The 18,600-nt window shown below is 60.3% G+C and carries 21 protein-coding genes; 9 read left to right on the top strand and 12 right to left on the bottom strand.

Annotated elements, in window-relative coordinates; genetic code table 11:
• Positions 1–2 precede the first annotated feature (2 nt).
• Complete coding sequence (locus DJ564_RS25090; RefSeq protein ID WP_109634171.1) at positions 3–488, bottom strand: N-acetyltransferase; 486 nt, start codon at positions 486–488, stop codon at positions 3–5.
• Positions 489–629: 141 nt separating this feature from the next.
• On the opposite strand from DJ564_RS25090, the gene DJ564_RS25085 reads away from it, so the two are divergent.
• The 4 genes from DJ564_RS25085 to DJ564_RS25070 all read left to right on the top strand — a co-directional run bounded on the left by DJ564_RS25085 (position 630) and on the right by DJ564_RS25070 (position 3,235).
• The gene (locus DJ564_RS25085; protein WP_109634169.1) at positions 630–1,055 is read left to right on the top strand and encodes a nuclear transport factor 2 family protein; all 426 of its coding nucleotides are present in this window, start codon (positions 630–632) and stop codon (positions 1,053–1,055) included.
• 81 nt (positions 1,056–1,136) lie between these two features.
• Positions 1,137–1,481 (top strand): YciI family protein, encoded by a 345-nt coding sequence (locus DJ564_RS25080; RefSeq protein ID WP_109634168.1) that lies wholly within the window; start codon positions 1,137–1,139, stop codon positions 1,479–1,481.
• 27 nt (positions 1,482–1,508) lie between these two features.
• On the top strand, positions 1,509–2,000 hold the full coding sequence (locus DJ564_RS25075; RefSeq protein WP_109634166.1) for an SRPBCC family protein: 492 nt from the start codon (positions 1,509–1,511) through the stop codon (positions 1,998–2,000).
• Entirely contained in the window at positions 2,000–3,235 is a 1,236-nt protein-coding gene (locus tag DJ564_RS25070) for an RNA polymerase sigma factor (RefSeq protein WP_109634164.1), read from the top strand. Before DJ564_RS25075 ends, DJ564_RS25070 begins: the two co-directional genes overlap by 1 nt.
• 125 nt (positions 3,236–3,360) lie before the next feature.
• Here DJ564_RS25070 and DJ564_RS25065 read toward each other — a convergent pair whose 3' ends face one another.
• The gene (locus DJ564_RS25065; RefSeq protein ID WP_109634162.1) at positions 3,361–4,215 is read right to left on the bottom strand and encodes a LysR family transcriptional regulator; all 855 of its coding nucleotides are present in this window, start codon (positions 4,213–4,215) and stop codon (positions 3,361–3,363) included.
• 90 nt (positions 4,216–4,305) lie between these two features.
• On the opposite strand from DJ564_RS25065, the gene DJ564_RS25060 reads away from it, so the two are divergent.
• Positions 4,306–4,740, top strand: coding sequence for a multidrug/biocide efflux PACE transporter (locus DJ564_RS25060; protein WP_109634161.1), 435 nt, complete (start codon positions 4,306–4,308; stop codon positions 4,738–4,740).
• Positions 4,741–4,881: 141 nt separating this feature from the next.
• Here the strand turns inward: DJ564_RS25060 and DJ564_RS25055 are convergent, their stop codons facing one another.
• On the bottom strand, positions 4,882–5,640 hold the full coding sequence (locus DJ564_RS25055; RefSeq protein ID WP_109634159.1) for an SDR family NAD(P)-dependent oxidoreductase: 759 nt from the start codon (positions 5,638–5,640) through the stop codon (positions 4,882–4,884).
• A 121-nt stretch (positions 5,641–5,761) separates the two neighbouring features.
• Here DJ564_RS25055 and DJ564_RS25050 point away from each other — a divergent pair, with 121 nt between their 5' ends.
• Positions 5,762–6,658: a LysR family transcriptional regulator gene (locus DJ564_RS25050; protein WP_109634157.1), complete on the top strand. Its 897-nt coding sequence runs from the start codon at positions 5,762–5,764 to the stop codon at positions 6,656–6,658.
• 114 nt (positions 6,659–6,772) lie between these two features.
• On the opposite strand, the gene DJ564_RS25040 is transcribed toward DJ564_RS25050, so the two are convergent.
• The 4 genes from DJ564_RS25040 to DJ564_RS25025 form a co-directional block, all read right to left on the bottom strand.
• Positions 6,773–7,495, bottom strand: a complete 723-nt coding sequence (locus tag DJ564_RS25040; RefSeq protein ID WP_046031989.1) for a TylF/MycF/NovP-related O-methyltransferase — start codon at positions 7,493–7,495, stop codon at positions 6,773–6,775.
• On the bottom strand, positions 7,492–8,358 hold the full coding sequence (locus tag DJ564_RS25035; protein WP_109634155.1) for a hypothetical protein: 867 nt from the start codon (positions 8,356–8,358) through the stop codon (positions 7,492–7,494). Before DJ564_RS25035 ends, DJ564_RS25040 begins: the two co-directional genes overlap by 4 nt.
• A gap of 251 nt (positions 8,359–8,609) precedes the next feature.
• The gene (locus DJ564_RS25030; protein ID WP_109634154.1) at positions 8,610–10,226 is read right to left on the bottom strand and encodes an inorganic phosphate transporter; all 1,617 of its coding nucleotides are present in this window, start codon (positions 10,224–10,226) and stop codon (positions 8,610–8,612) included.
• A gap of 299 nt (positions 10,227–10,525) precedes the next feature.
• Positions 10,526–11,548, bottom strand: coding sequence for a transporter (locus DJ564_RS25025; protein WP_109634152.1), 1,023 nt, complete (start codon positions 11,546–11,548; stop codon positions 10,526–10,528).
• 275 nt (positions 11,549–11,823) lie between these two features.
• On the opposite strand from DJ564_RS25025, the gene DJ564_RS25020 reads away from it, so the two are divergent.
• A complete protein-coding gene (locus DJ564_RS25020; RefSeq protein ID WP_109634150.1) occupies positions 11,824–13,446 on the top strand; it encodes a methyl-accepting chemotaxis protein in 1,623 nt (540 codons plus the stop codon).
• A 158-nt stretch (positions 13,447–13,604) separates the two neighbouring features.
• Here DJ564_RS25020 and DJ564_RS25015 read toward each other — a convergent pair whose 3' ends face one another.
• Both DJ564_RS25015 and DJ564_RS25010 read right to left on the bottom strand, forming a co-directional pair.
• Positions 13,605–13,910: a PepSY domain-containing protein gene (locus DJ564_RS25015; RefSeq protein WP_010457288.1), complete on the bottom strand. Its 306-nt coding sequence runs from the start codon at positions 13,908–13,910 to the stop codon at positions 13,605–13,607.
• Positions 13,911–14,128: 218 nt separating this feature from the next.
• Positions 14,129–15,256 (bottom strand): glycerophosphodiester phosphodiesterase, encoded by a 1,128-nt coding sequence (locus tag DJ564_RS25010; protein WP_109634148.1) that lies wholly within the window; start codon positions 15,254–15,256, stop codon positions 14,129–14,131.
• Positions 15,257–15,491: 235 nt separating this feature from the next.
• Here DJ564_RS25010 and DJ564_RS25005 point away from each other — a divergent pair, with 235 nt between their 5' ends.
• Positions 15,492–15,818 (top strand): DUF2025 family protein, encoded by a 327-nt coding sequence (locus DJ564_RS25005; protein ID WP_109634146.1) that lies wholly within the window; start codon positions 15,492–15,494, stop codon positions 15,816–15,818.
• 121 nt (positions 15,819–15,939) lie between these two features.
• Here DJ564_RS25005 and DJ564_RS25000 read toward each other — a convergent pair whose 3' ends face one another.
• Positions 15,940–16,269, bottom strand: coding sequence for an antibiotic biosynthesis monooxygenase (locus DJ564_RS25000; protein WP_109634144.1), 330 nt, complete (start codon positions 16,267–16,269; stop codon positions 15,940–15,942).
• The gene (locus DJ564_RS24995) at positions 16,266–16,973 is read right to left on the bottom strand and encodes a CTP synthase (protein WP_109634142.1); all 708 of its coding nucleotides are present in this window, start codon (positions 16,971–16,973) and stop codon (positions 16,266–16,268) included. Before DJ564_RS24995 ends, DJ564_RS25000 begins: the two co-directional genes overlap by 4 nt.
• 15 nt (positions 16,974–16,988) lie before the next feature.
• Between DJ564_RS24995 and DJ564_RS24990 the strand changes: the two genes are divergently transcribed.
• Positions 16,989–17,930 (top strand): LysR family transcriptional regulator, encoded by a 942-nt coding sequence (locus tag DJ564_RS24990; protein ID WP_109634141.1) that lies wholly within the window; start codon positions 16,989–16,991, stop codon positions 17,928–17,930.
• 7 nt (positions 17,931–17,937) lie between these two features.
• On the opposite strand, the gene DJ564_RS24985 is transcribed toward DJ564_RS24990, so the two are convergent.
• Positions 17,938–18,474: a DUF1003 domain-containing protein gene (locus DJ564_RS24985; protein ID WP_109634139.1), complete on the bottom strand. Its 537-nt coding sequence runs from the start codon at positions 18,472–18,474 to the stop codon at positions 17,938–17,940.
• Between the last annotated feature and the right edge of the window lie 126 nt (positions 18,475–18,600).

Genomic DNA, 18,600 nt, shown 5'->3' with positions numbered 1-18,600 from the left:
CCTCAGAAAATCAGACTCATGCGCCGTTCATAACCGATCCGGCCCCTGTACGCCTCGCCGCTGTCGACCCAGCCGAATTTTGCATAGAGCGCGATGGCGGATTCGTTGTCTGCGTCCACCGAGAGCTCCAGCGCCTTGATCTCCGGAAATGCCTGGCGAGCCACCTCGGGCAAAGCTTGCAGGCAGGCCTTCCCATAACCTTTGCCTTGAGCGCGATGATCGACCTGCAACGCATGCAAGGTCGCACTGTGCTCATCGGCCCACGCCGGTAACACGGGCGGGCGCTTGAGCAGCAGGAAGGCCACTGGAACCTCCTCGGCCAGCAGCGCAAATCCTTCGACGCCGGGGCCGGGCTTGGACAGCAAGGTGTGCAACGCACCGTGGATGTCGCCGGAGAATTTGATCTGTTCTTTATGAACTTCGATGGCCTCGACCTGCTGGCGCTGGTGCGCGTTCAGGCTTTCGTAAGGCACGAGTCGGGTTGTCACTGGAGTGTCCTTTTTCCAACGTAAATGTGTTTCGGATTCTAGCGAGTTTGCGTTCATGGATTATTTTTATTTCGACTGTCGATTTGGCGGTTCGCCAGACGACTAAAGGTGTCTTCACAACAAAAACCACGGAGAACCACCATGAACGCAACCCATGAAATCCAGGCCCTGATCGACACCTATCGTGAAGCGGTCATCGCCAAGAACGTCGAGAAACTCATGCCGTTGTATGCCGAGGACATCGTCTCCTACGACGCGGTCAAGGCCCTGCAATTCCGAGGCAAGGCGGCTTACCGCGCGCATTGGGAGGAGTGCATGGAAATGTGCCAGGGCGCGCACACGTTCGACTTCGACCACATGAACATCGTCGCGGACGAGCACATCGCCTTCGCCCACTGGCTGGCCCATTGCGGCGGCACCAACGAACAAGGTGAAACCCAGGCCTGCTGGATGCGCGTCACCGCCTGCTATCGGCGCGATGCCGGGGAATGGCGCATCGTCCACGAACACTGGTCAGCCCCGTTCGACATGACGAGCGGCACGGCGTTGTTCAATCTGGAACCCTGATCGTCAGGCTGTTTATCGGGAAGCAGCGCCAAAACGCCAATCAGCAGCCATAGTTGATCAGTTCGATCCGGGAGAGCCCACATGAAGTATCTATGCCTGGTCTACAGCAACGAACAGCAATTGCACTCGCTGCCGGACAGTCCCCATGACGCCGAGTGCATGGCCTACGCCGAGGCGATCGAGGGCAGCGGCCGGATGATCGCGGCCGAGGCGCTGGAATCGGTGCAGACCGCGACCACCGTGCGCATGCGCAACGGCAAGATGTCGATCACCGATGGCCCGTTCGCCGAAACCAAGGAGCAATTGGCCGGCTTCTACCTGATCGATGCCAAGGACCTCAATGAAGCGATCCAGGTCGCCGGCAACATCCCGGCGGCCCGGGTCGGCAGTGTCGAGGTGCGTCCCGTTCGCCAATTGAATCCCTGAATAACAATCACAAGACAGGAGATCCCCATGAGTCCACAACCCTATAAGCATCAGCCTGCCGAATTCGAGTTGTCCATCAGTCGGCTGATCGACGCGCCGCGCCGCAAGATCTTCCGCGCCTGGACCGAGCCGGCCTTGCTTACTCAGTGGTGGGGGCCGCACGGCATGACCACGCCGGAATGCGAAATGGACCTGTGGGTCGGCGGCCAGTTTCGCACCCTGATGCGCGCGCCGGACGGGACGCAATACCCGACCATGGGGGTGTTTCTGGAGATCGTCGCACCTGAAAGACTGGTGTTCACCGACGCGTTCATTCCGGGCTGGATTCCTTCGGGCAAACCGTTCATGTCGGCCGAAGTGACGCTCGAAGACAAGGACGGCAAAACCCTCTACACCGCCCGGGCGATGCACTGGTCCGCAGAAGATCGTCAGGCTCACGAGGCCATGGGGTTTCACGAGGGCTGGGGCCAAAGCCTCGATCGCTTGGTGACGCTGGTGACTGAAGGCATGCCAGACTGATGACTGACGCTTCGGTCACGGCTCGGGTCGAGCAGGTCTACCGCGAGGACTCGCGGCGGATTCTGGCGACGCTGATCCGCTTGCTCGGCGATTTTGATCTCGCCGAAGAGGCTCTGCACGAGGCGTTTTTCGTCGCGGTCGAGCGTTGGCAGCGTGACGGCGTGCCGGACAACCCGCGCACCTGGCTGGTGTCCACCGGGCGCTTCAAGGCCATTGATGTGTTGCGTCGGCGCGCACGTTTTGCCGCTTCCCGGCCGATGTTGATCGCTCAACTGGAGGCGCTGGAGCAGGCCGACTGGAGTGATGAAGACGTGGAAGATGATCGCTTGCGCCTGATCTTCACCTGTTGCCACCCCGCCCTTGCGTCGGACGCCCAGGTGCCGTTGACCCTGCGCGAAGTATGCGACCTGACCACGGAAGAAATTGCCCGGGCGTTTCTCTCGGCACCGGCGACCATCGCCCAGCGCATCGTGCGTGCCAAAGCGAAAATCCGTGACGCGAAAATCCCTTATCAAGTGCCGACGCTGGCGGAACTGCCCGAGCGTCTCGACAGTGTGCTGAGGGTGATTTACCTGGTGTTCAACGAAGGTTACTCGGCGTCGGTCGGCGCGGAATTGACCCGCGAAGACCTGACACGCGAGGCGATACGTCTCGGACGGTTGTTGATGGAATTGCTGCCGGAATCGGAAGTGATGGGGCTGCTGGCGTTGATGCTGTTGCATGAATCACGCCGCCCGGCCCGGACGTCGGCGAGCGGTGAGTTGATTGTGCTGGATGAACAGGATCGCTCGTTGTGGAACGCCGAAATGATTGCCGAAGGTTGTGCGCTGGTGGAAGCGGCGCTGACCACCGGGCGATTCGGGCCGTATTGCCTGCAAGCGGCGATTGCGGCGGTGCACGCCGAAGCGCCCACGGCGGGGGAGACTGACTGGCAACAGATAGTGGGTTTGTACGACGTGCTGTTGGCGGCGGTGCCTTCGCCAGTGATCGAATTGAACCGAGCGGCGGCGATTTCCAGGCGGGATGGGCCGTTGGCGGGGCTGGTGTTGGTGGAAGGGATTCTGGAGCGGGGGGATTTGCTGGATTACCACTTGGCGCATTCGGCACGAGCGGATTTTTGTCGGCAGTTGGGGCGGCGTGAGGAGGCTCGGGCGGCGTATGAACGGGCGTTGGAGTTGACGCAGCAGGTGCCGGAGCGGCGGTTTATCCAGGCTCGTATCAAGGCGTTGAAGTAAGGTGAATTCGTTGGCCCCATCGCGGGCAAGCCCGCTCCCACAGGGACCTCGTCGATCAAAAGATCTGCATACATCACCAATCCCTGTGGGAGCGTGGCTTGCCCGCGATAAGGGCCGAAGGACCTTCACTCCAGCATCTTGCCGAGCAACCAACTCCCCGCCGGCCCCGGCGGATGCAGCCGCGACCACAGGGCATCGACAAACACCGGTTTCGGCCAGCCGCGCACGTCCAGTTCCCGCAATGTCCCCGGGCCAAACCGCTCCACCAGCCATCGCGGCAACGGCGCCCAGCCGAATCCGCCCTGGGCCATTTCCAGCAGCATCAGGTAGCTCGGCGCCGACCAGACGCGGCCTTTTGCGCGGCTTTCATACGGATTGACGATCGTCGCCAGGCGCAACTCCCGATGCTGTTGCAGCACGTCTTGATCGACGAGGTTCAGCGCCGCCAACGGATGCTCACGCGACACGAACAGGGCGATTTCCGTGCGTTCCTCCACGGTCGAACTGACCAGATCCGGCGGGTAACTGTCCTGTTTCTCCGCAAAGGCCACATGCGCCCGACCGCTTTGCACCAATGCCACCAGGTCATCGCATTCAGCAATCAGGCATTCGAGTTCAAGGTCTGGATAACGCTGCTCGAACGCACTCAATGCCGCTTCGAAACGGTCGGATTGATAGGTGTCGGAAATCGCCACCGTCAGCTTCGGCTCAACTCCCTGAGAGAGTTGACTGGCGGTCATTTCCAGGCGACTGGTGGCGGCCAGAATCTCCTCGGCCCGTTGCAGCATCACGTGCCCGGCCGGGGTCAGGCTCGGTTTGCGGCTGCTGCGGTCGAACAGGACCAGGTTCAAATCGATTTCAAGACTCGCGACCGCTGCACTGATGGTCGACTGACTGCGCCCTAGTTTGCGCGCTGCCGCGGAAAACGAGCCTTGGGTCGCCGCCTGCACAAACGCCTGCAACACTTCCTGAGAAGCCATGAACTATCGCCTTGATCGATGGTTATTGGTTATGAAGTATCGGTGCGAGGCCGGATCATGGCAACCACAGTCACTCAGGGAGTCCTGATCATGAGCACCAACAAATCCATCACGGAACGTATTTTCCAAGCCATCGGTTTCGAAGTGCTGGCCATCCTGATCTGTACGCCGCTGCTGGCGTGGATCATGGACAAGCCGATGATTGAAATGGGCGCTGTCACCGTCGTTATCGCCGCCCTGGCCCTGGGCTGGAACGTCGTCTTCAACGGCCTGTTCGACCGTTTGCTCAAGCGCTACAGCATTGTGCACAACGCTTGGGTACGCGTTGTCCATGCGCTGCTGTTCGAAGGCGGGCTGGTTGCGATGGGTGTGCCGCTGATTGCCTGGTGGCTCAAGGTCAGCCTGTGGCAAGCATTCCTGCTGGACATCGGCGTGTTGCTGTTTTTCCTGCCGTACACCTACGTTTATCACTGGGCGTATGACGTGGTGCGCGAGCGCATGTTGATGGTATCTACTGCTCGCTAACCCACAGTGAACAGTCTTTGTGGCGAGGGAGCTTGCTCCCGCTGGGTTGCGAAGCAGCCCCAAAATCTCGGCAACTGTTGGAGATTTTGCGAGCGCTTCGCACTCGAGCGGGAGCAAGCTCCCTCGCCACAGGTTTAGGGGTTACAGAAACATCCCGCCGGACGCTTCCACGCGTTGGCCGTTGATCCACTGGCTACCCGGTGCCAGCAGCAATGCAATCGCAGCACCGATGTCATCCGGCTGACCCACCCGACCCAACGCGGTATTGCTGGCGACGTAGCTGTTCACGTCACTGTTATCGCGCACGGTGCCGCCGCCGAAATCGGTCTCGATGGCGCCCGGCGCCAGAGTGTTCACGGAAATGCCGCGGGCACCAAGTTCCTTGGCCTGATAGCGGGTCAGCACTTCCATCGCGCCTTTCATCGCCGCGTAAGCGCCGTAACCCGCCAGGCTGAAGCGGGTCAGTCCGCTGGACACGTTGAGGATGCGCCCGCCGTCCGCCATCAGCGGCAGCAGGTTCTGGGTGAGGAAGAACGGCCCTTTCAGATGGATGTTCATCAGCAAGTCGAACTGGGCGACGGTGGTGTCGACGAAGCTCGCGGTCAGGCCGATGCCGGCGTTGTTTAGCAAGAAGTCGAAGTGCGGGCGGTCAAAACGGCTGCGCAACACGTCGGCGACTTGCGTAGCGAATGCTTCGAAGCGTTCGCTTTGGCTCACGTCGAGTTGCAGCATCACCGCCCGAGCGCCGAGGCTTTCGATTTCTGCGACCAGTGCCTGCGCTTCATCGGCCTTGCTGTTGTAGGTGCCGATGATGTCGATGCCTTGGGCGGCCAGATGCAGCGCTGCGTTTTTGCCGAGGCCGCGGCTGGCGCCAGTGATCAGTGCGATTTTACGGTTCATGGGACTTCCTCAAGGGTGGCGGGTAGCGGTGTGGAGGAAGTTTATTTATCCGCCCTGAAGTGATAAACAGACTTAAATCGGAAACACTGGTCGGTTAATCCGAACAATAAAAGGTCGGCCCATGAACAAGCTGGAACTGCTGCGCACCTTCGTTCGTGTCAGCGAAATGTCGAGCTTTACCTTGGCGGGGGAGAGCCTGGGCCTGCCTCGGTCCACGGTCTCGGAGCACATTCAAGCGCTGGAAACGCTGCTGGGTACGCGCCTGTTGCAACGCACCACGCGCCGGGTTCAGGCGACTCAGGACGGGCTGGTGCTGTACGAGCGCAGCAGGGACTTGTTGTCGCACATGGATGAAATCGAAGGGCTGTTTCGTCAGGATGCGGCGTCGCTCACCGGGCGGATTCGCTTTGACATGCCGAACTTTTTGGGGCGCCAGATGGTGTTGCCGCGTTTGCCGGAATTCATGGCGCTGCACCCCAACCTCGAACTGGAAATCAGCACCACTGATCGCCGGGTCGATTTGCAGCGGGAAGGCTTTGATTGCGTCGTGAGGGTCGGTGCGCAGCCGGATCAATCGGTGGTCGCTCGCCGCGTGTGTGATTTCGCCATGGTTAACTGTGCGAGCCCGGCGTACTTGGCGCGCTATGGGATGCCCGAAACGCTCGAAGACCTGGCGCAGCACCGCATGGTGCATTATGTCGGCGTATTGGGTTCGCGCTCGGACGGGTTTTTGTACGAGGTCGAGGGCAAGCCGCAGCAACTGCGAATGGCCGGCAGCGTGACGGTGAGCAGCACCGACGCGTATGAGCTGGCGTGTCTGGGGGGATTCGGTCTGATTCAGGCGCCGGTCAAGGGCATGCAAGCGCACTTGAGCAGCGGTGATCTGGTGGCGGTGTTACCGCAGTTCAGCGCACCGTCGATGGAGGTCTCGCTGCTCTACGCCCGGCAACGGCATTTGCCGCTGCGGGTGCGAGCGTTTATGGACTGGCTGGCAAACGTCATCCAGTCCACAACCTGAAGCAACACCACGGTCAAATGTGGGAGCGAGCCTGCTCATGGGGCCTCCACATTCAACATCATCGTTGACTGGCAGACCGCTATCGCGAGCAGGCTCGCTCCCACAGGGTTTGTGTCAGACGTGGAAATAACCTACGCAGCTGTCAAACGGCAGGCGTTTGAGCTCAATCTTGTTCAGGTCCAGCACTTCACGCAGGGCTTTGGTTTCGCCCGGGAAGTTGCGGTAAGCCACTTCGTCCAGGACCACGATGGCGCCTTTTGGCATGTACGGCAGGAAGGTTTCCAGCGCGACTTTGGTCGATTCGTACAGGTCGGTGTCGAGGATCAGCATGGCCACGACCAGGTCCGGACGGGTCTTGACCCACTCAGGGACGGTCTTGACGATGTCGCCTTTGACCAACTCGCAACGCGGGATGCGGTTGACCGGGCGCAGCAGGTCGTTGGCGTCGATCATGTCCTGGATCAGCGACTGGTCGGTGTCGGAGAACATGGTCTCGTTGACGTCGGCCGGGTCTTCTTTCTTGTCGATGCTCTGGAAGCCTTCGAAGGTGTCGAAGCCCACGATCGAACGGTTGATTGCGTAAGGCTCGAGAATCATCGACAAGTGCATGTACAGCATCAGCGAGTTGCCCTTGTACACGCCGCACTCAATGATCGCGCCCGGTACTTCAGCGACTTTCTTGAACAGTTCCATGCGCGACAGTGCAGCGGTGACGCCGATGCGGTTGGCAAAAACGAACGGTGCGTCGGCCACGTACTCGGCATCGACCCGTTTCAGAACGTTGGCACGGGTTTCGTTGTACTGGGCCTCGGCAGGCGTGATGCGACGCTTGGTCATTGCTGGATTCCTTGGAAATTCGAAAAGTCGTGGGCGTGGAAATAGTCTTTGAAACCGGCGCCGACATCAGGGCAGGCGCTGTCGACATTGATCGCGCCGCGCTTGTGCTTGAGGTCGTCGAGGTGCATCAGGCGGAAGTCCACGCTGAAGCGGGTCTGGTTGGTGTGGTTGGCGACCGTGCCGTGCAGGTGCGAGCCGGAGAAAATCAGCATTTCACCGGTATTGCCGGCGATGCGCATTTCCGACGCGGTGTTGATCGCTTCCATCGGCACCGGGTGCACGCGGACTTCCTCCTTGAGGTTGTCCTTGGCCTTGTGCCGCTGGTTGCTGATCCAGTCGTTGAGGCTCCATTCGCTGGAGGTGTTCTTCACCGGCACGTCGAAGTAACCGGCGTTGATCATCATGGTCTGGTCGGGGCTGATGGTGTGCACCGGCATCCAGGTGTTGATCTGGCAATCGACGCTGCCGTACCACGTGTCGCGATGCGGTTTGTAGGCATAGCTGACACCGGCGTGCAGGTAGTCATAGTTCGGCACCACGCGAATGCGCGGCACGTCGAAAATGTACTCGCGCGGATCGACACCGATCTCGTCGATAAACGAAAGGATCAGGTCCTTGGCGCGCTGGCTGTTGGTGAACTGGCCCTTGAGGCGCGTCACCAGAACCACGAATTCTTCCACCGGCATCAGCGTGTGCAGCGCCTGGTGATTGGTCTCGCCGTTGAAAGCGGCGGTGATGCTTTCCTGGGCGAACGCACACAGCTCTTTGGCAGCGCGCAGTTGAGTGTTCAGGAAGATGTCGCCGGCGTAGATGGCTTCTTTGAAGTCAGCTTTCTGTTGAAGCTGATTGATGTACAGATTCACGATTCCACTCCTGAATGCATCGAGTCTCTTAAGAGTCGGCCACACGTTAGCAAACTGAAGTGCAATCCGGCGGGTGGTGAATCAATAAAAAGGTAAACGCCTGAATTTGCGACAAAATGCGTTGTCCCGCGCAAAAAAATCCCCTGTGGGAGCGGGCTTGCTCGCGAAGGCGGCGTGTCAGTCAACTCAACTGTTGAATGTGAATCCGCCTTCGCGAGCAAGCCCGCTCCCACAGGGGGGGTGTGTCTAGGCTAGAAAAGTTTGGTAAACAGCCAGTACAGGCTGCCCGACAACAGAATCGCCGCCGGCAAGGTCAGCACCCAGGCCATCAGCAGGTTGCGGATGGTCCTCATCTGCAAGCCGCCGCCGTTGGCGACCATGCTCCCGGCCACGCCCGAGGACAACACGTGAGTGGTCGACACCGGCAAGCCGAACATGTCCGCCGCACCGATGGTCAGCATTGCCACGGTTTCCGCCGAGGCGCCCTGGGCGTAAGTCAGGTGGGTCTTGCCGATTTTCTCGCCGACCGTCACCACGATGCGCTTCCAGCCGACCATGGTGCCCAGCCCGAGCGCAATCGCCACGGCGATCTTCACCCACAGCGGAATGAAGCGCGTCGAGTTGTCGATCTGTTGCTTGAACAGTTGCAGCTTGCCGCTGGTGTCGGCGTCGAAGTTGCCGACCTTGTTCTTGTCCATCAGGCGAATGGTTTCGCTGGTCAGGTACATGTCGTTACGCACGTTGCCCACGGCCTCGGCGGGCACTTTGGACAGCGAGCCGTAACCCTTGACCTCTGCGCCGATACTGCCCGTGAGGGCGGCGAGCGCTGGGACCAGTTGCGGCGTGGCTTCCTTGCTGCGCACGTATTCGGAGAGCACCGGACGCGGATCGGCCGGGGCCGGCATCGGTGCGCTTTTCACCAGCGCTTGCTGGGTAACTTCGGCGACGGCGGCGAACTGCAACGCCTGGTCGGCTGGCATGGTGCGGTTCAGCGCATAAGCCATTGGCAGCGTGCCGACCAGGATCAGCATGATCAGGCCCATGCCTTTCTGGCCGTCGTTGGAACCGTGGGCGAACGAGACGCCGGTGCAGGTCACAATCAACATGCCGCGAATCCACCACGGCGGTGGCGTGTTGCCGACCGGTGCCTTGTACAGCGCGCGATTCTTGACGAACGCACGCAGGGCCAGCAGCAACAACGCGGCAAAGCCGAAGCCGACCAGTGGCGACAACAGCAACGCGTAACCGATCTTGGTCGCTTGCGCCCAGTCCACGCCGCTGGTGCCGTCATGGCCGTGCATCAGGGCATTGGCCACGCCGACGCCGATGATCGAGCCGATCAGGGTGTGCGACGACGAGGCCGGCAAGCCCAGCCACCAGGTGCCGAGGTTCCACAGGATTGCGGCGATCAACAGGGCAAAGATCATTGCGAAACCGGCGGAGGAACCGACCTGCAAAATCAGCTCCACCGGCAGCAGGGCGATGATGCCAAACGCCACCGCACCACTCGACAGCAGCACGCCGAGGAAGTTGAAGAACCCGGACCAGGCCACGGCGAAGTTCGGCGGCATCGAGTTGGTGTAAATCACCGTGGCCACGGCGTTGGCGGTGTCGTGGAAACCGTTGACGAACTCAAAGCCCAGGGCGATCAGCAGTGCGACGCCCAACAGCAGAAACGGCGTCCAGGTGGTGACCACCGTGCCGAGTTCGTTCATGTCGTGTATCAGGCTGTAGGCGGTAAACAACAACCCGCTGGCCAGCACCCCGAAAAACACCACGAGGGTGAACAGGCTGGGCTTTTTATCGAGTTGCGGTCTGGCGCTACGGGCGGGAGCCTGCGTTTGAGCGGTGTAGGAAGGCGTAGCCATGACGGACAATCCTGAGGAAGGAAGGAGTGTTCGTCATGATCGTTGCCAAATGTTACAGAGAAACTGCCTTGGATCAGGGTTTGGGGGTTTTGCTGATCCATTAATCAGAATTCACCGCCAATGTTCGGGGGGGGGGCTACGCAATACCCTGTGGCGAGGGGGCTTGCCCCCGTTGGGTCGCGAAGCGGCCCCCCTGCATTCGTCCAGTTATCCCGTGCCAGCAGGTTTTACGACTGCTGCGCAGCCGAACGGGGGTAAACCCCCTCGCCACAGGGATTCGCGCAGGCCTTCAGTCGTGCTCAATAATCCTGGCGCTTGCGAAACGCCCAGCGCCCCGCAATCACGGTAAACGTCGCGACCAGCGCCACCAGAATCCAGAACCCCTCCGGGTCCCCCGCCAGCGGCACGCCACCCACGTTCATCCCAAAGAAACCGGCAATGATGTTGATCGGCAGCGCCAGCACCGTGACCACGGTCAGAGTAAACAGCGTGCGGTTGCTCTGCTCGTTGAGGTTGGCCGCGATCTCTTCCTGCAACAGCTTGATCCGTTCACCCAGCGCCGTGAGGTCGTTAATGATCAGCGCAAACTCCTCGGTGGACTTGCGCAGCTCCTTCACGTCCTCCTTTTGCAACCATTGCGGCGGCCGGTTGAGCAATCGCAACAACGAACCCGGCTCCAGCGCCAACAACCGTTGCAGGCGCACCAGCACTCGGCGATTGGCACCCAGTTCGGCACGGTTGGTCGACAGCCGTGAAGACAGCAACTCATCTTCGATGTGATCGACACTCAGGCTGGTCTTGCGCACGATCTGGGTCAGCACTTCACCCTGATCACGCAGCAGATGCACGAGCAATTCCAGCGGTGAACGAAAGCACTCGCCGGCCTTCACCGAGGACCGCAGCTTGTCCACCGAGTGCAGCGGTTGCAGGCGCGCGCTGATGATCAGCCGACTGCGGGCACACACCCACAGCGTCGATACATCGGACGACACCATGCTGCTGAGGTTGAACACCACGTCGTTGACCACCGCCAGCAACGCCGAATCCACATGCTCGATGCGCGTGGACCGAGAACCTTCGTGCAAGGCTTCGAAAAACTCGTCCGGCAACTCCAGATGGCTTTTCATCCAGCGCTCGCACGCGGCATGCGCGAGGTTCAGGTGCAGCCACAGAAACTCGTCACTCTCGTCCGGCTGTTGCAGGCATTGCAACGCCTTGGCCGAATCAATCTCCCGACCACGCTCGCCGGGGCGAAAACTGAAACCGTAGAGCAGGCCGAACAGGTCCGGGTCGCGATGGCTTTGGTCGATGCTGTGGTTCATGAGGGCTCGCAAGGGGAGGCGCCTGTCGCGGGTTTTACAGGTTCACTTGAGCCGCATCATCGCAACTGTGGATGACGTTTTTGTGACGATAAAGTGACCGCAAACGATTGCGTTGCCGATGGTCGGAATGGATTCAAGAACCGCTCTGGCACGCCGATCACGCTTAGGTTAAGTTGCGCGCCCTCGGCCAGCCGCCGACGTCGCAGACAGGGAAGTCCGGACACCTTTCACGCCGCGCTTGCTGCGTGTATTACCCCTGTCATGAGTATCACTCGATGCTGCAAAAATCCCTGAGAGCACAAATCCTCGCGTTGCTGAGCGGCAGTCTGTTGGCGATGTTGCTGATCGCGCTGGCCTGCTTTCACTTTCTGTCCAGCGGCGTCCAGAACTACGCAAACCTGATCGAAGGCCCGTTGCGCACCTCGCAGTTGATCGATGAAGCCAACCTGCAATTCAAGGTGCAGGTTCAGGAATGGAAAAACGTCCTGCTGCGTGGCAAGCAACCGGCCGACCTGGACAAATACTGGAAGCAGTTCGAAGACCGTCAGCGCGATGTGCAGGGCATTCTCGGTGAGCTGGCCGGGCAAAAAGGTATCGAGCCGCAACTGAAAACCCGCATCGAACGCCTGCGTGATGAACACCGTCTGCTGGGCGCTGCCTATCAGAAGGGCCGTGATGCCTACGTGGCGGCCGGCGCCGACCCAACGGCAGGCGACGCTGCGGTTAAAGGTGTGGACCGTGCGGCCAGCGAACAGATGACCGAGCTGGTCAGCGAATTGCGCAAGCAGGGGACCGAGCAATCGAAGCAGATCAGCGCCGAAGCCGATCGCACCGTGTTGCTGGGGCTCATTGTGATGCTCGTCTCGAGTCTGTTGATCGGGCTGTTGAGCCTGTGGCTGGTCAACCGCAACCTGGTCGAACCGATTCGCAAACTGATCGAATACGTCGCGCAACTCAGCCAGGGCAAGTTTGCTGACCGCGTGGCCAGCACCCGTCAGGATGAGCTTGGCAAATTGGCGGTCGCGGCCAACACCTTGCGTGATTTCCTCGCCGAAACCTTCAGCCGGTTGCAGCGCAGCGCCAAGGACCTGGACAGCGCCAGCGGTGAACTGAATTCGATCGCCAGCCTCATGGCCAGCGGCACTAACGAGCAGTTCAACCGTACCGATCAGGTGGCCACGGCGATGAACGAAATGTCGGCCACCGCACAGGAAGTCGCCCGTCACGCCGCCGATGCGGCACGCGCCGCCGACGATGCCGACCAGTCCGCCCAGCACGGTGAAAAAGTCATGCAGGGCACCATTCACACCATCACCCAAATGCGCGGCGAAATCGCCAATACCGCCACGGTCATCCGCCAACTGGAAACCGACAGCGGGCGTATCGGCAAGGTGCTCGAAGTGATTCGTGGCATCGCCGAACAAACCAACCTGCTGGCGCTCAACGCGGCAATCGAAGCGGCCCGTGCCGGTGAAGCCGGTCGCGGTTTTGCAGTGGTGGCCGATGAAGTGCGCAGCCTGGCCCAGCGCACGGCGGCGTCGATCATCGAAATCAACCAGATCATCCAGACCGTGCAAACCGGTGCGGTGGACGCGGCTCAGGCGATTGAAAGCGGCCAGTCGCGCAGTGAAGAAAGCGTCGAGCAAGTGACCCAGGCCGGCGCGATGCTGGAGCGGATCACCCATGCCGTGGAAGCCATCCGCGACATGAACCGCCAGATCGCCACCGCCGCCGAAGAGCAGACCTCGGTGGCCGAGGACATCTCGCGCAACCTCACTGAAATTACCAGCATCGCCAGTACCAATCTGGACAACGTGCAGCGCACCGAAGCGGCTGGCCGTAATTTGCATGGGTTGTCGGGGCAGTTGAATGAAGTCACGGCGCGCCTGAGCGCGTGACGGGAATGACGATGTACTGGTTTGCTTACCGAGCCGTTACACAGTCAATCCAGTACGTCGGGAGCGCTGGTCAGCACGACCGCCTGAATCCTGGGTGAATCCGACATGCAAAAAAGCCGCACGATCCGAAGATCGTGCGGCTTTGTTTTATACGCGTATCAGGTGTCTTGCTTGTCGCTCAGGACTTTGCCGGTGGTGGCATCGAAGTCCACGTCGAATTCTTTGCCGTCAGCGGTCTTCAGTTCCACTTCGTACTCGTAGTTGTTGAAGTGGTTGTCCAGGTCGGTGTCGGTGATGGTCGCACCCGGGTGCAGTTTCAGAGCCGCCTGGTTCATTTCTTCCAGTGGCTTGATCTTGCCGCTCTTGACCAGCTCAGGGATCTGGTCGACGCGAACGTCAGCTTGAGCCAGGCCAGCAGTGAGGGTCAGGGCAGCAGCGGTGAACAGGGCAGTCAGGGTTTTCATGGGTTCATTCCTTGGGGTGATCTGTTTAAGTGAGTCCAGATTAACTGTGGCAACTTAATTCACCCTTAATTCCAATGACCGTGTCGTTTGGAAGATTTCGCGGGCAAGCCTCGCTCCTACAGATTCCGGATTTGCCACAAAAATGTCGGCATCCAAAAATCCTGTGGGAGCGAGGCTTGCCCGCGAAGAAGTCGACGCGGTGCCGTGTCAGCGACCGATCAGTAGCCGTTGTTCTGCAGCAATTGCGCAACGGTGCCCGCCGCCGGACGTTTGTAGAACTTCAACAACTCACTGGCGCGGTTGGTGAAGACGCCATCGACGCCGGCGTTCATGACTTTCTGGTAATCCACCGCATCGTCGATGGTGTAGACGTGCACCAGCAGGCCCTGATCGTGGGTGTACTGGTTCATCCACGGTTTCACCAGGTCCGAATAGCTCTGATCGCCACCCTTGGTCAACGCGGCCGAAGGACCGGTGCCGATTGCACCCTGGGCCTTGGCGTACTCGACCCATTGCTGGAATTCGGCTTTGTCTTTCGGCTCCTGCTTGGCGTAGTAAGTCGCTTTGTCCTTGTCGCCGGACTCGGCAAACGTCACTTTGGATTTCGGCTCGATGCTGCCTTCGCCGACCCACAGCAACAGGATCTTCGGCACTTTCGGCATTTCCTTCTCAAGCAGTTCGAGGCTGCTCTTCTCGAAGGTTTGCAGCACGACTTTGCCTTTGCCCTGGCCGACCGCCAGATTGCTTTTCGCCAGCTTGGAACCGGCCGGGCTCAGCCAGCCGCGATCCAGCAATTTATCCTTGAGGTCACTTTCGATACCGGGGAATTGCTTCGGCTCTTTGGTTTCGATGTACAGGCCCGGCTTGTGCAGCGGATTGCCTTGGGCGATGTCGATGATTTCATCGAGGGTCAGGATTTTCAGGCCGACGAAGGCCGGGCGCGCGCGATCCGGGTACGCGGTGTTGAACCAGCTGCCGGCATCCAGGGTTTTCAGTTCGGCGAGGGTGAAGGCGTTGGCCGGGCTGTCCTTGCGATCAGGGAATTTGGTGGCGACGTCGGTGGTGCGTTGCAGGTTGTCGTCGTGCAGGGCGAACAGCACGCCGTCCTTGCTGCGTTGCAGGTCCATTTCCAGGTAGTCGGCGCCCAGGTCGCGGGCCAGTTTGTAGGCGGCGGCGGTGGATTCCGGTGCATCGAAGGAGGCGCCACGGTGGGCGATCACTGCCGGATGCGGGATGCCCAAACGGGTCGCCAGAGCAGTCGGGCCGGGCTCGTTGGCGGCCTGTGCCTGGCCGAGGCCGAGCAGCACGCTCAGCAGCAGGGCGCTTTTGGTGAAGGTAACAGGCATGGTCGAGGTCCTTTCGCGATGAGTTTTCAAAGACGTCTCTTTTAACAACTGAGCGCCCCGAGCGCTATCGCCAGACCGACATAAACGTGTTTAAAGCAGAATTTTTCAGCGCTTTTGTGCGGCTCTTTGCAGTACTCTTGGCCCAGGCGTTTCCCCGGCAGAGGGAAATCCGACTCCCCAGCCTTGCGTGTAAACCATCGATCACCGGTCGTTAACGACTTTTTGTGAGGTTTATATGCGCATCACTTCCGAGCTTATCTGCCAGGCCGCCGACCAACTCAAAGGCTTCGTCGGCCTCAATCGCAAGACCGGTCACTACATTGTGCGTTTCAGCGAAGACTCGTTTGGCATGGACGTGGCGGATGACGGGATTATTCCCACCAGTGAATTTGTCTGGGCGCCGGGGCCGGAGCAGGCCATGACGCTCAAGCGTGAGCTCATTCAGTTGTTGCTGGATCAGAATATCGATGACCGGATCAATGTGACCGAGCCGTTGCGGGTGTACATGAATCGGCGGGAAGTGCCGGAGATTGCGGCGGTGCGGAGTCTTGTTCAGGGCTGAGTTTTGTAGTGTCTGTGCCGGCCTCATCGCTAGCAGGCTAGCTCCCACTTTAGTGTTGTGTACGACACATATCCCCTGTGGGAGCTAGCCTGCTAGCGATGGCGACCTAAACATCACCGCATCATTTTACTGCCTCGAACGCATACGCCCGCTCAACCTTGCACACCCGCGTCTGACACGCCGAATACCACGTCGACCGCCCCCGCTCACGAATCTCACTGTGCTCAGGATGATGCTTCCACGCCAGGATCGCCGCCTCGCTGGCCCAGTAAGACACCGTAATCCCCAGCCCATCCTCGCCCCGAGCCGATTCCACCCCGAGAAACCCCGGCTGCTCACGAGCCAGTTCCACCATCCGTTCGGCGGCCTCGGCATAACCCTGATCGCCGTCGGTGCGCAGGGAGGTAAAAATCACCGCGTAGTACGGCGCTATTGGCGTATCGGCCATCATGGTTTTTGCCCTTCGCAGGCTTCGACCAATGCGCGGACCAGCGGCGGCAGTGTGCCCTTGAGCGCGGCGCGTTCCGGCTGGAACAGGGTGGCGACGAAGAACGGATGCCCTTTGAGCTCCACCGCCCGCAAGTCGCCGGTCGAGTCATGGCCAACGGCGCACAGCTGTTGAGTCAATAACTCACGCTCAAACTGCGGGTTCACGCCGTAGCGGCAGCGATATCCTTCGACGATCTCAGCGCTTTCGTACGCCTTGGCGATCAACGAACCTTCAACCAGTTGAATGCTGTCCGTTGCTTCCACCAATGAGCAGGCCAGCGGCGTGAGTAACGCGCGGGCGGCATCGGGATGGGTTTCGCCGTGCTCGGCGTCTTTCCAACCCAACACGTTTCGGGCGAACTCAAGCACTGCGTGCTGAAAACCGCCGCAGGTGCCGAGGAACGGTCGCTGCTGCTCACGGGCAAAACGAATCGCCCGTAACGCGCCGTCGATGTCGCGGTAAGGGCTGGCGGGCACGCACCAGAAACCGTCGAAGTGGTGTAACGGGGTGGCGGCGTTGATGTGATCGGTGGCCAGCCACTGAAATTGCACATCCAGATTCAGCTGTTCAGCCGCCATGCCGAGCGCGACGGGAATGGCTTGGTGGGCGGTGACCTGTGGGTCGTAGTCACCGATCAGGGCGAGGCGGATTGCGCTGGTTTCCATGAGTGATCTCGACGCTTGTTGATTGCTGGCGCCCACTATAGATTGGCGTTCACGCATTCAATATTGGCGTTATCCCAAGTGATCAATGCAGCGACGCACTATCGGCTCGACTACCCAGACCTGGCGCTGATCCTCGCCTTGGTGCGCGGCGGCTCTCTGGCCCGGGCCTCGGCGTTGTTGAAGGTCGACGTCTCGACGGTGTTTCGAGCTGTTCGCCGACTGGAAGCTGCGCTGGGCCAGCAACTGTTTGAAAAAAGCCGCGCCGGTTACCTGCCGACCACGCTTGCACAGACCCTGGCCGAGCAAGCCGAGCGCGCGGAACAAGCGCTGGACGCGGCGCGCATTGGCGTGGAACAGGGCGGTGAAGTCATCAGCGGCACGGTGCGGCTGACGTGTACGGACTCGGTCCTGCAAGGGTTGCTGCTGCCGGCGCTGGCGCAGTTCATGCCGTCCTACCCGGCGCTGACCCTCGAACTGAGTACCTCCAACGACTTTGCCAACCTCAGCCGCCGGGATGCCGACATCGCCTTGCGCCTCACCCGCACACCGCCCGAACATCTGGTCGGCCGACGTCTGGCGGACATTTCCTACCGGGTCTGTGCCAGCGCGGCGTACCTGAAATCGGTCGATCCTGAAGACCTGGCCTCACTGACCTGGATCGCGCCGGATGACTTTCTTCCCGACCATCCCACCGTCGCTTGGCGACGCCAGCAATTGCCCGGCGTGACGCCCGGTTATCGCTGCAACAGCATGCTGTCGGTGACCGAATTGGTGCGGGCCGGGCTGGGCGTCGCGGCGTTGCCGGACTTTCTGATCGGTGACCCACTGCAACCGCTGACCGGCCCGTTGCACGGCTACGACACCGCGCTCTGGTTGCTCACCCGTCCGGACTGCCGCGCGTTGCGCTCAGTGGTGACGTTGTTCGATGAGCTGGGGCGGGCGCTTCGATTGCCGTGACCGGGTGCTAATCCTTCGGATGATCTTTCACTAAATGCTGATGCATTTCCGAGGTGAGGTTTTCAATGCGTTCGGTCAGGGTCTTGGTCATTTCCGTCAGCCGGGTGTTCTGCTCAAGCAACTCCAGCAATTGCGCGGTGTTCTTTGCCGCTTGGGCCTGACGTTCGCTGTTGGCCACGGCGATGGATTCGCGGTGCAGGGCGTCGGCATCCGACTGGGCTTTGTCCCGCGCTGCCTGACGAGTCTGGGCCAGCAGAATCAGGGGCGCGGCATAAGCCGCCTGCAGGCTGAACGCGAGGTTGAGCAGGATGAACGGATAAACGTCGAACTGAGTCACGCCAGAGACGTTAAGGCATATCCAGAGCACCACGATCAACGTCTGGGCACCCAGAAAGGTCGGCGTGCCGAAGAACCGCGCAAAGGCCTCGGCGCGCAGGGCAAATTTGTCGTTGCCGAACGTCGGCGCCAAGTGAGCGTGGGCGCGGTGAAAGCGCAGGTGATCGACGGCGACGGTGGGTTTGGATTCGTGGGTCGGGGTGGTCATGATGCTCTCTGCATGGCGCTGGGACTGAGGCTCACTATAGCCCCAGCGCCAGTTTCATTCTGAAACACATTGCCGTGTTTTATTCAGAGCGACCCGTGATCGATCAATCGGCAGAGCGTGTCATTT

Source organism: Pseudomonas sp. 31-12 (assembly GCF_003151075.1).
Taxonomy (GTDB): Bacteria; Pseudomonadota; Gammaproteobacteria; order Pseudomonadales; family Pseudomonadaceae; genus Aquipseudomonas.
Note: the sequence above shows the minus strand (reverse complement) of the source record. Positions and strands in the feature narration are given on the sequence as shown.

What these genes read in the sequence shown, in the direction of transcription:
- DJ564_RS25085 (WP_109634169.1), top strand. Translation starts at nt 630, where the DNA reads ATGAACGCAACCCATGAAATCCAGGCCCTGATCGACACCTATCGTGAA.
- DJ564_RS25080 (WP_109634168.1), top strand. Translation starts at nt 1,137, where the DNA reads ATGAAGTATCTATGCCTGGTCTACAGCAACGAACAGCAATTGCACTCG.
- DJ564_RS25075 (WP_109634166.1), top strand. Translation starts at nt 1,509, where the DNA reads ATGAGTCCACAACCCTATAAGCATCAGCCTGCCGAATTCGAGTTGTCC.
- DJ564_RS25070 (WP_109634164.1), top strand. Translation starts at nt 2,000, where the DNA reads ATGACTGACGCTTCGGTCACGGCTCGGGTCGAGCAGGTCTACCGCGAG.
- DJ564_RS25065 (WP_109634162.1), bottom strand. Translation starts at nt 4,215, where the DNA reads ATGGCTTCTCAGGAAGTGTTGCAGGCGTTTGTGCAGGCGGCGACCCAA.
- DJ564_RS25060 (WP_109634161.1), top strand. Translation starts at nt 4,306, where the DNA reads ATGAGCACCAACAAATCCATCACGGAACGTATTTTCCAAGCCATCGGT.
- DJ564_RS25055 (WP_109634159.1), bottom strand. Translation starts at nt 5,640, where the DNA reads ATGAACCGTAAAATCGCACTGATCACTGGCGCCAGCCGCGGCCTCGGC.
- DJ564_RS25050 (WP_109634157.1), top strand. Translation starts at nt 5,762, where the DNA reads ATGAACAAGCTGGAACTGCTGCGCACCTTCGTTCGTGTCAGCGAAATG.
- DJ564_RS25040 (WP_046031989.1), bottom strand. Translation starts at nt 7,495, where the DNA reads ATGACCAAGCGTCGCATCACGCCTGCCGAGGCCCAGTACAACGAAACC.
- DJ564_RS25030 (WP_109634154.1), bottom strand. Translation starts at nt 10,226, where the DNA reads ATGGCTACGCCTTCCTACACCGCTCAAACGCAGGCTCCCGCCCGTAGC.
- DJ564_RS25025 (WP_109634152.1), bottom strand. Translation starts at nt 11,548, where the DNA reads ATGAACCACAGCATCGACCAAAGCCATCGCGACCCGGACCTGTTCGGC.
- DJ564_RS25020 (WP_109634150.1), top strand. Translation starts at nt 11,824, where the DNA reads ATGCTGCAAAAATCCCTGAGAGCACAAATCCTCGCGTTGCTGAGCGGC.
- DJ564_RS25015 (WP_010457288.1), bottom strand. Translation starts at nt 13,910, where the DNA reads ATGAAAACCCTGACTGCCCTGTTCACCGCTGCTGCCCTGACCCTCACT.
- DJ564_RS25010 (WP_109634148.1), bottom strand. Translation starts at nt 15,256, where the DNA reads ATGCCTGTTACCTTCACCAAAAGCGCCCTGCTGCTGAGCGTGCTGCTC.
- DJ564_RS25005 (WP_109634146.1), top strand. Translation starts at nt 15,492, where the DNA reads ATGCGCATCACTTCCGAGCTTATCTGCCAGGCCGCCGACCAACTCAAA.
- DJ564_RS25000 (WP_109634144.1), bottom strand. Translation starts at nt 16,269, where the DNA reads ATGATGGCCGATACGCCAATAGCGCCGTACTACGCGGTGATTTTTACC.
- DJ564_RS24995 (WP_109634142.1), bottom strand. Translation starts at nt 16,973, where the DNA reads ATGGAAACCAGCGCAATCCGCCTCGCCCTGATCGGTGACTACGACCCA.
- DJ564_RS24985 (WP_109634139.1), bottom strand. Translation starts at nt 18,474, where the DNA reads ATGACCACCCCGACCCACGAATCCAAACCCACCGTCGCCGTCGATCAC.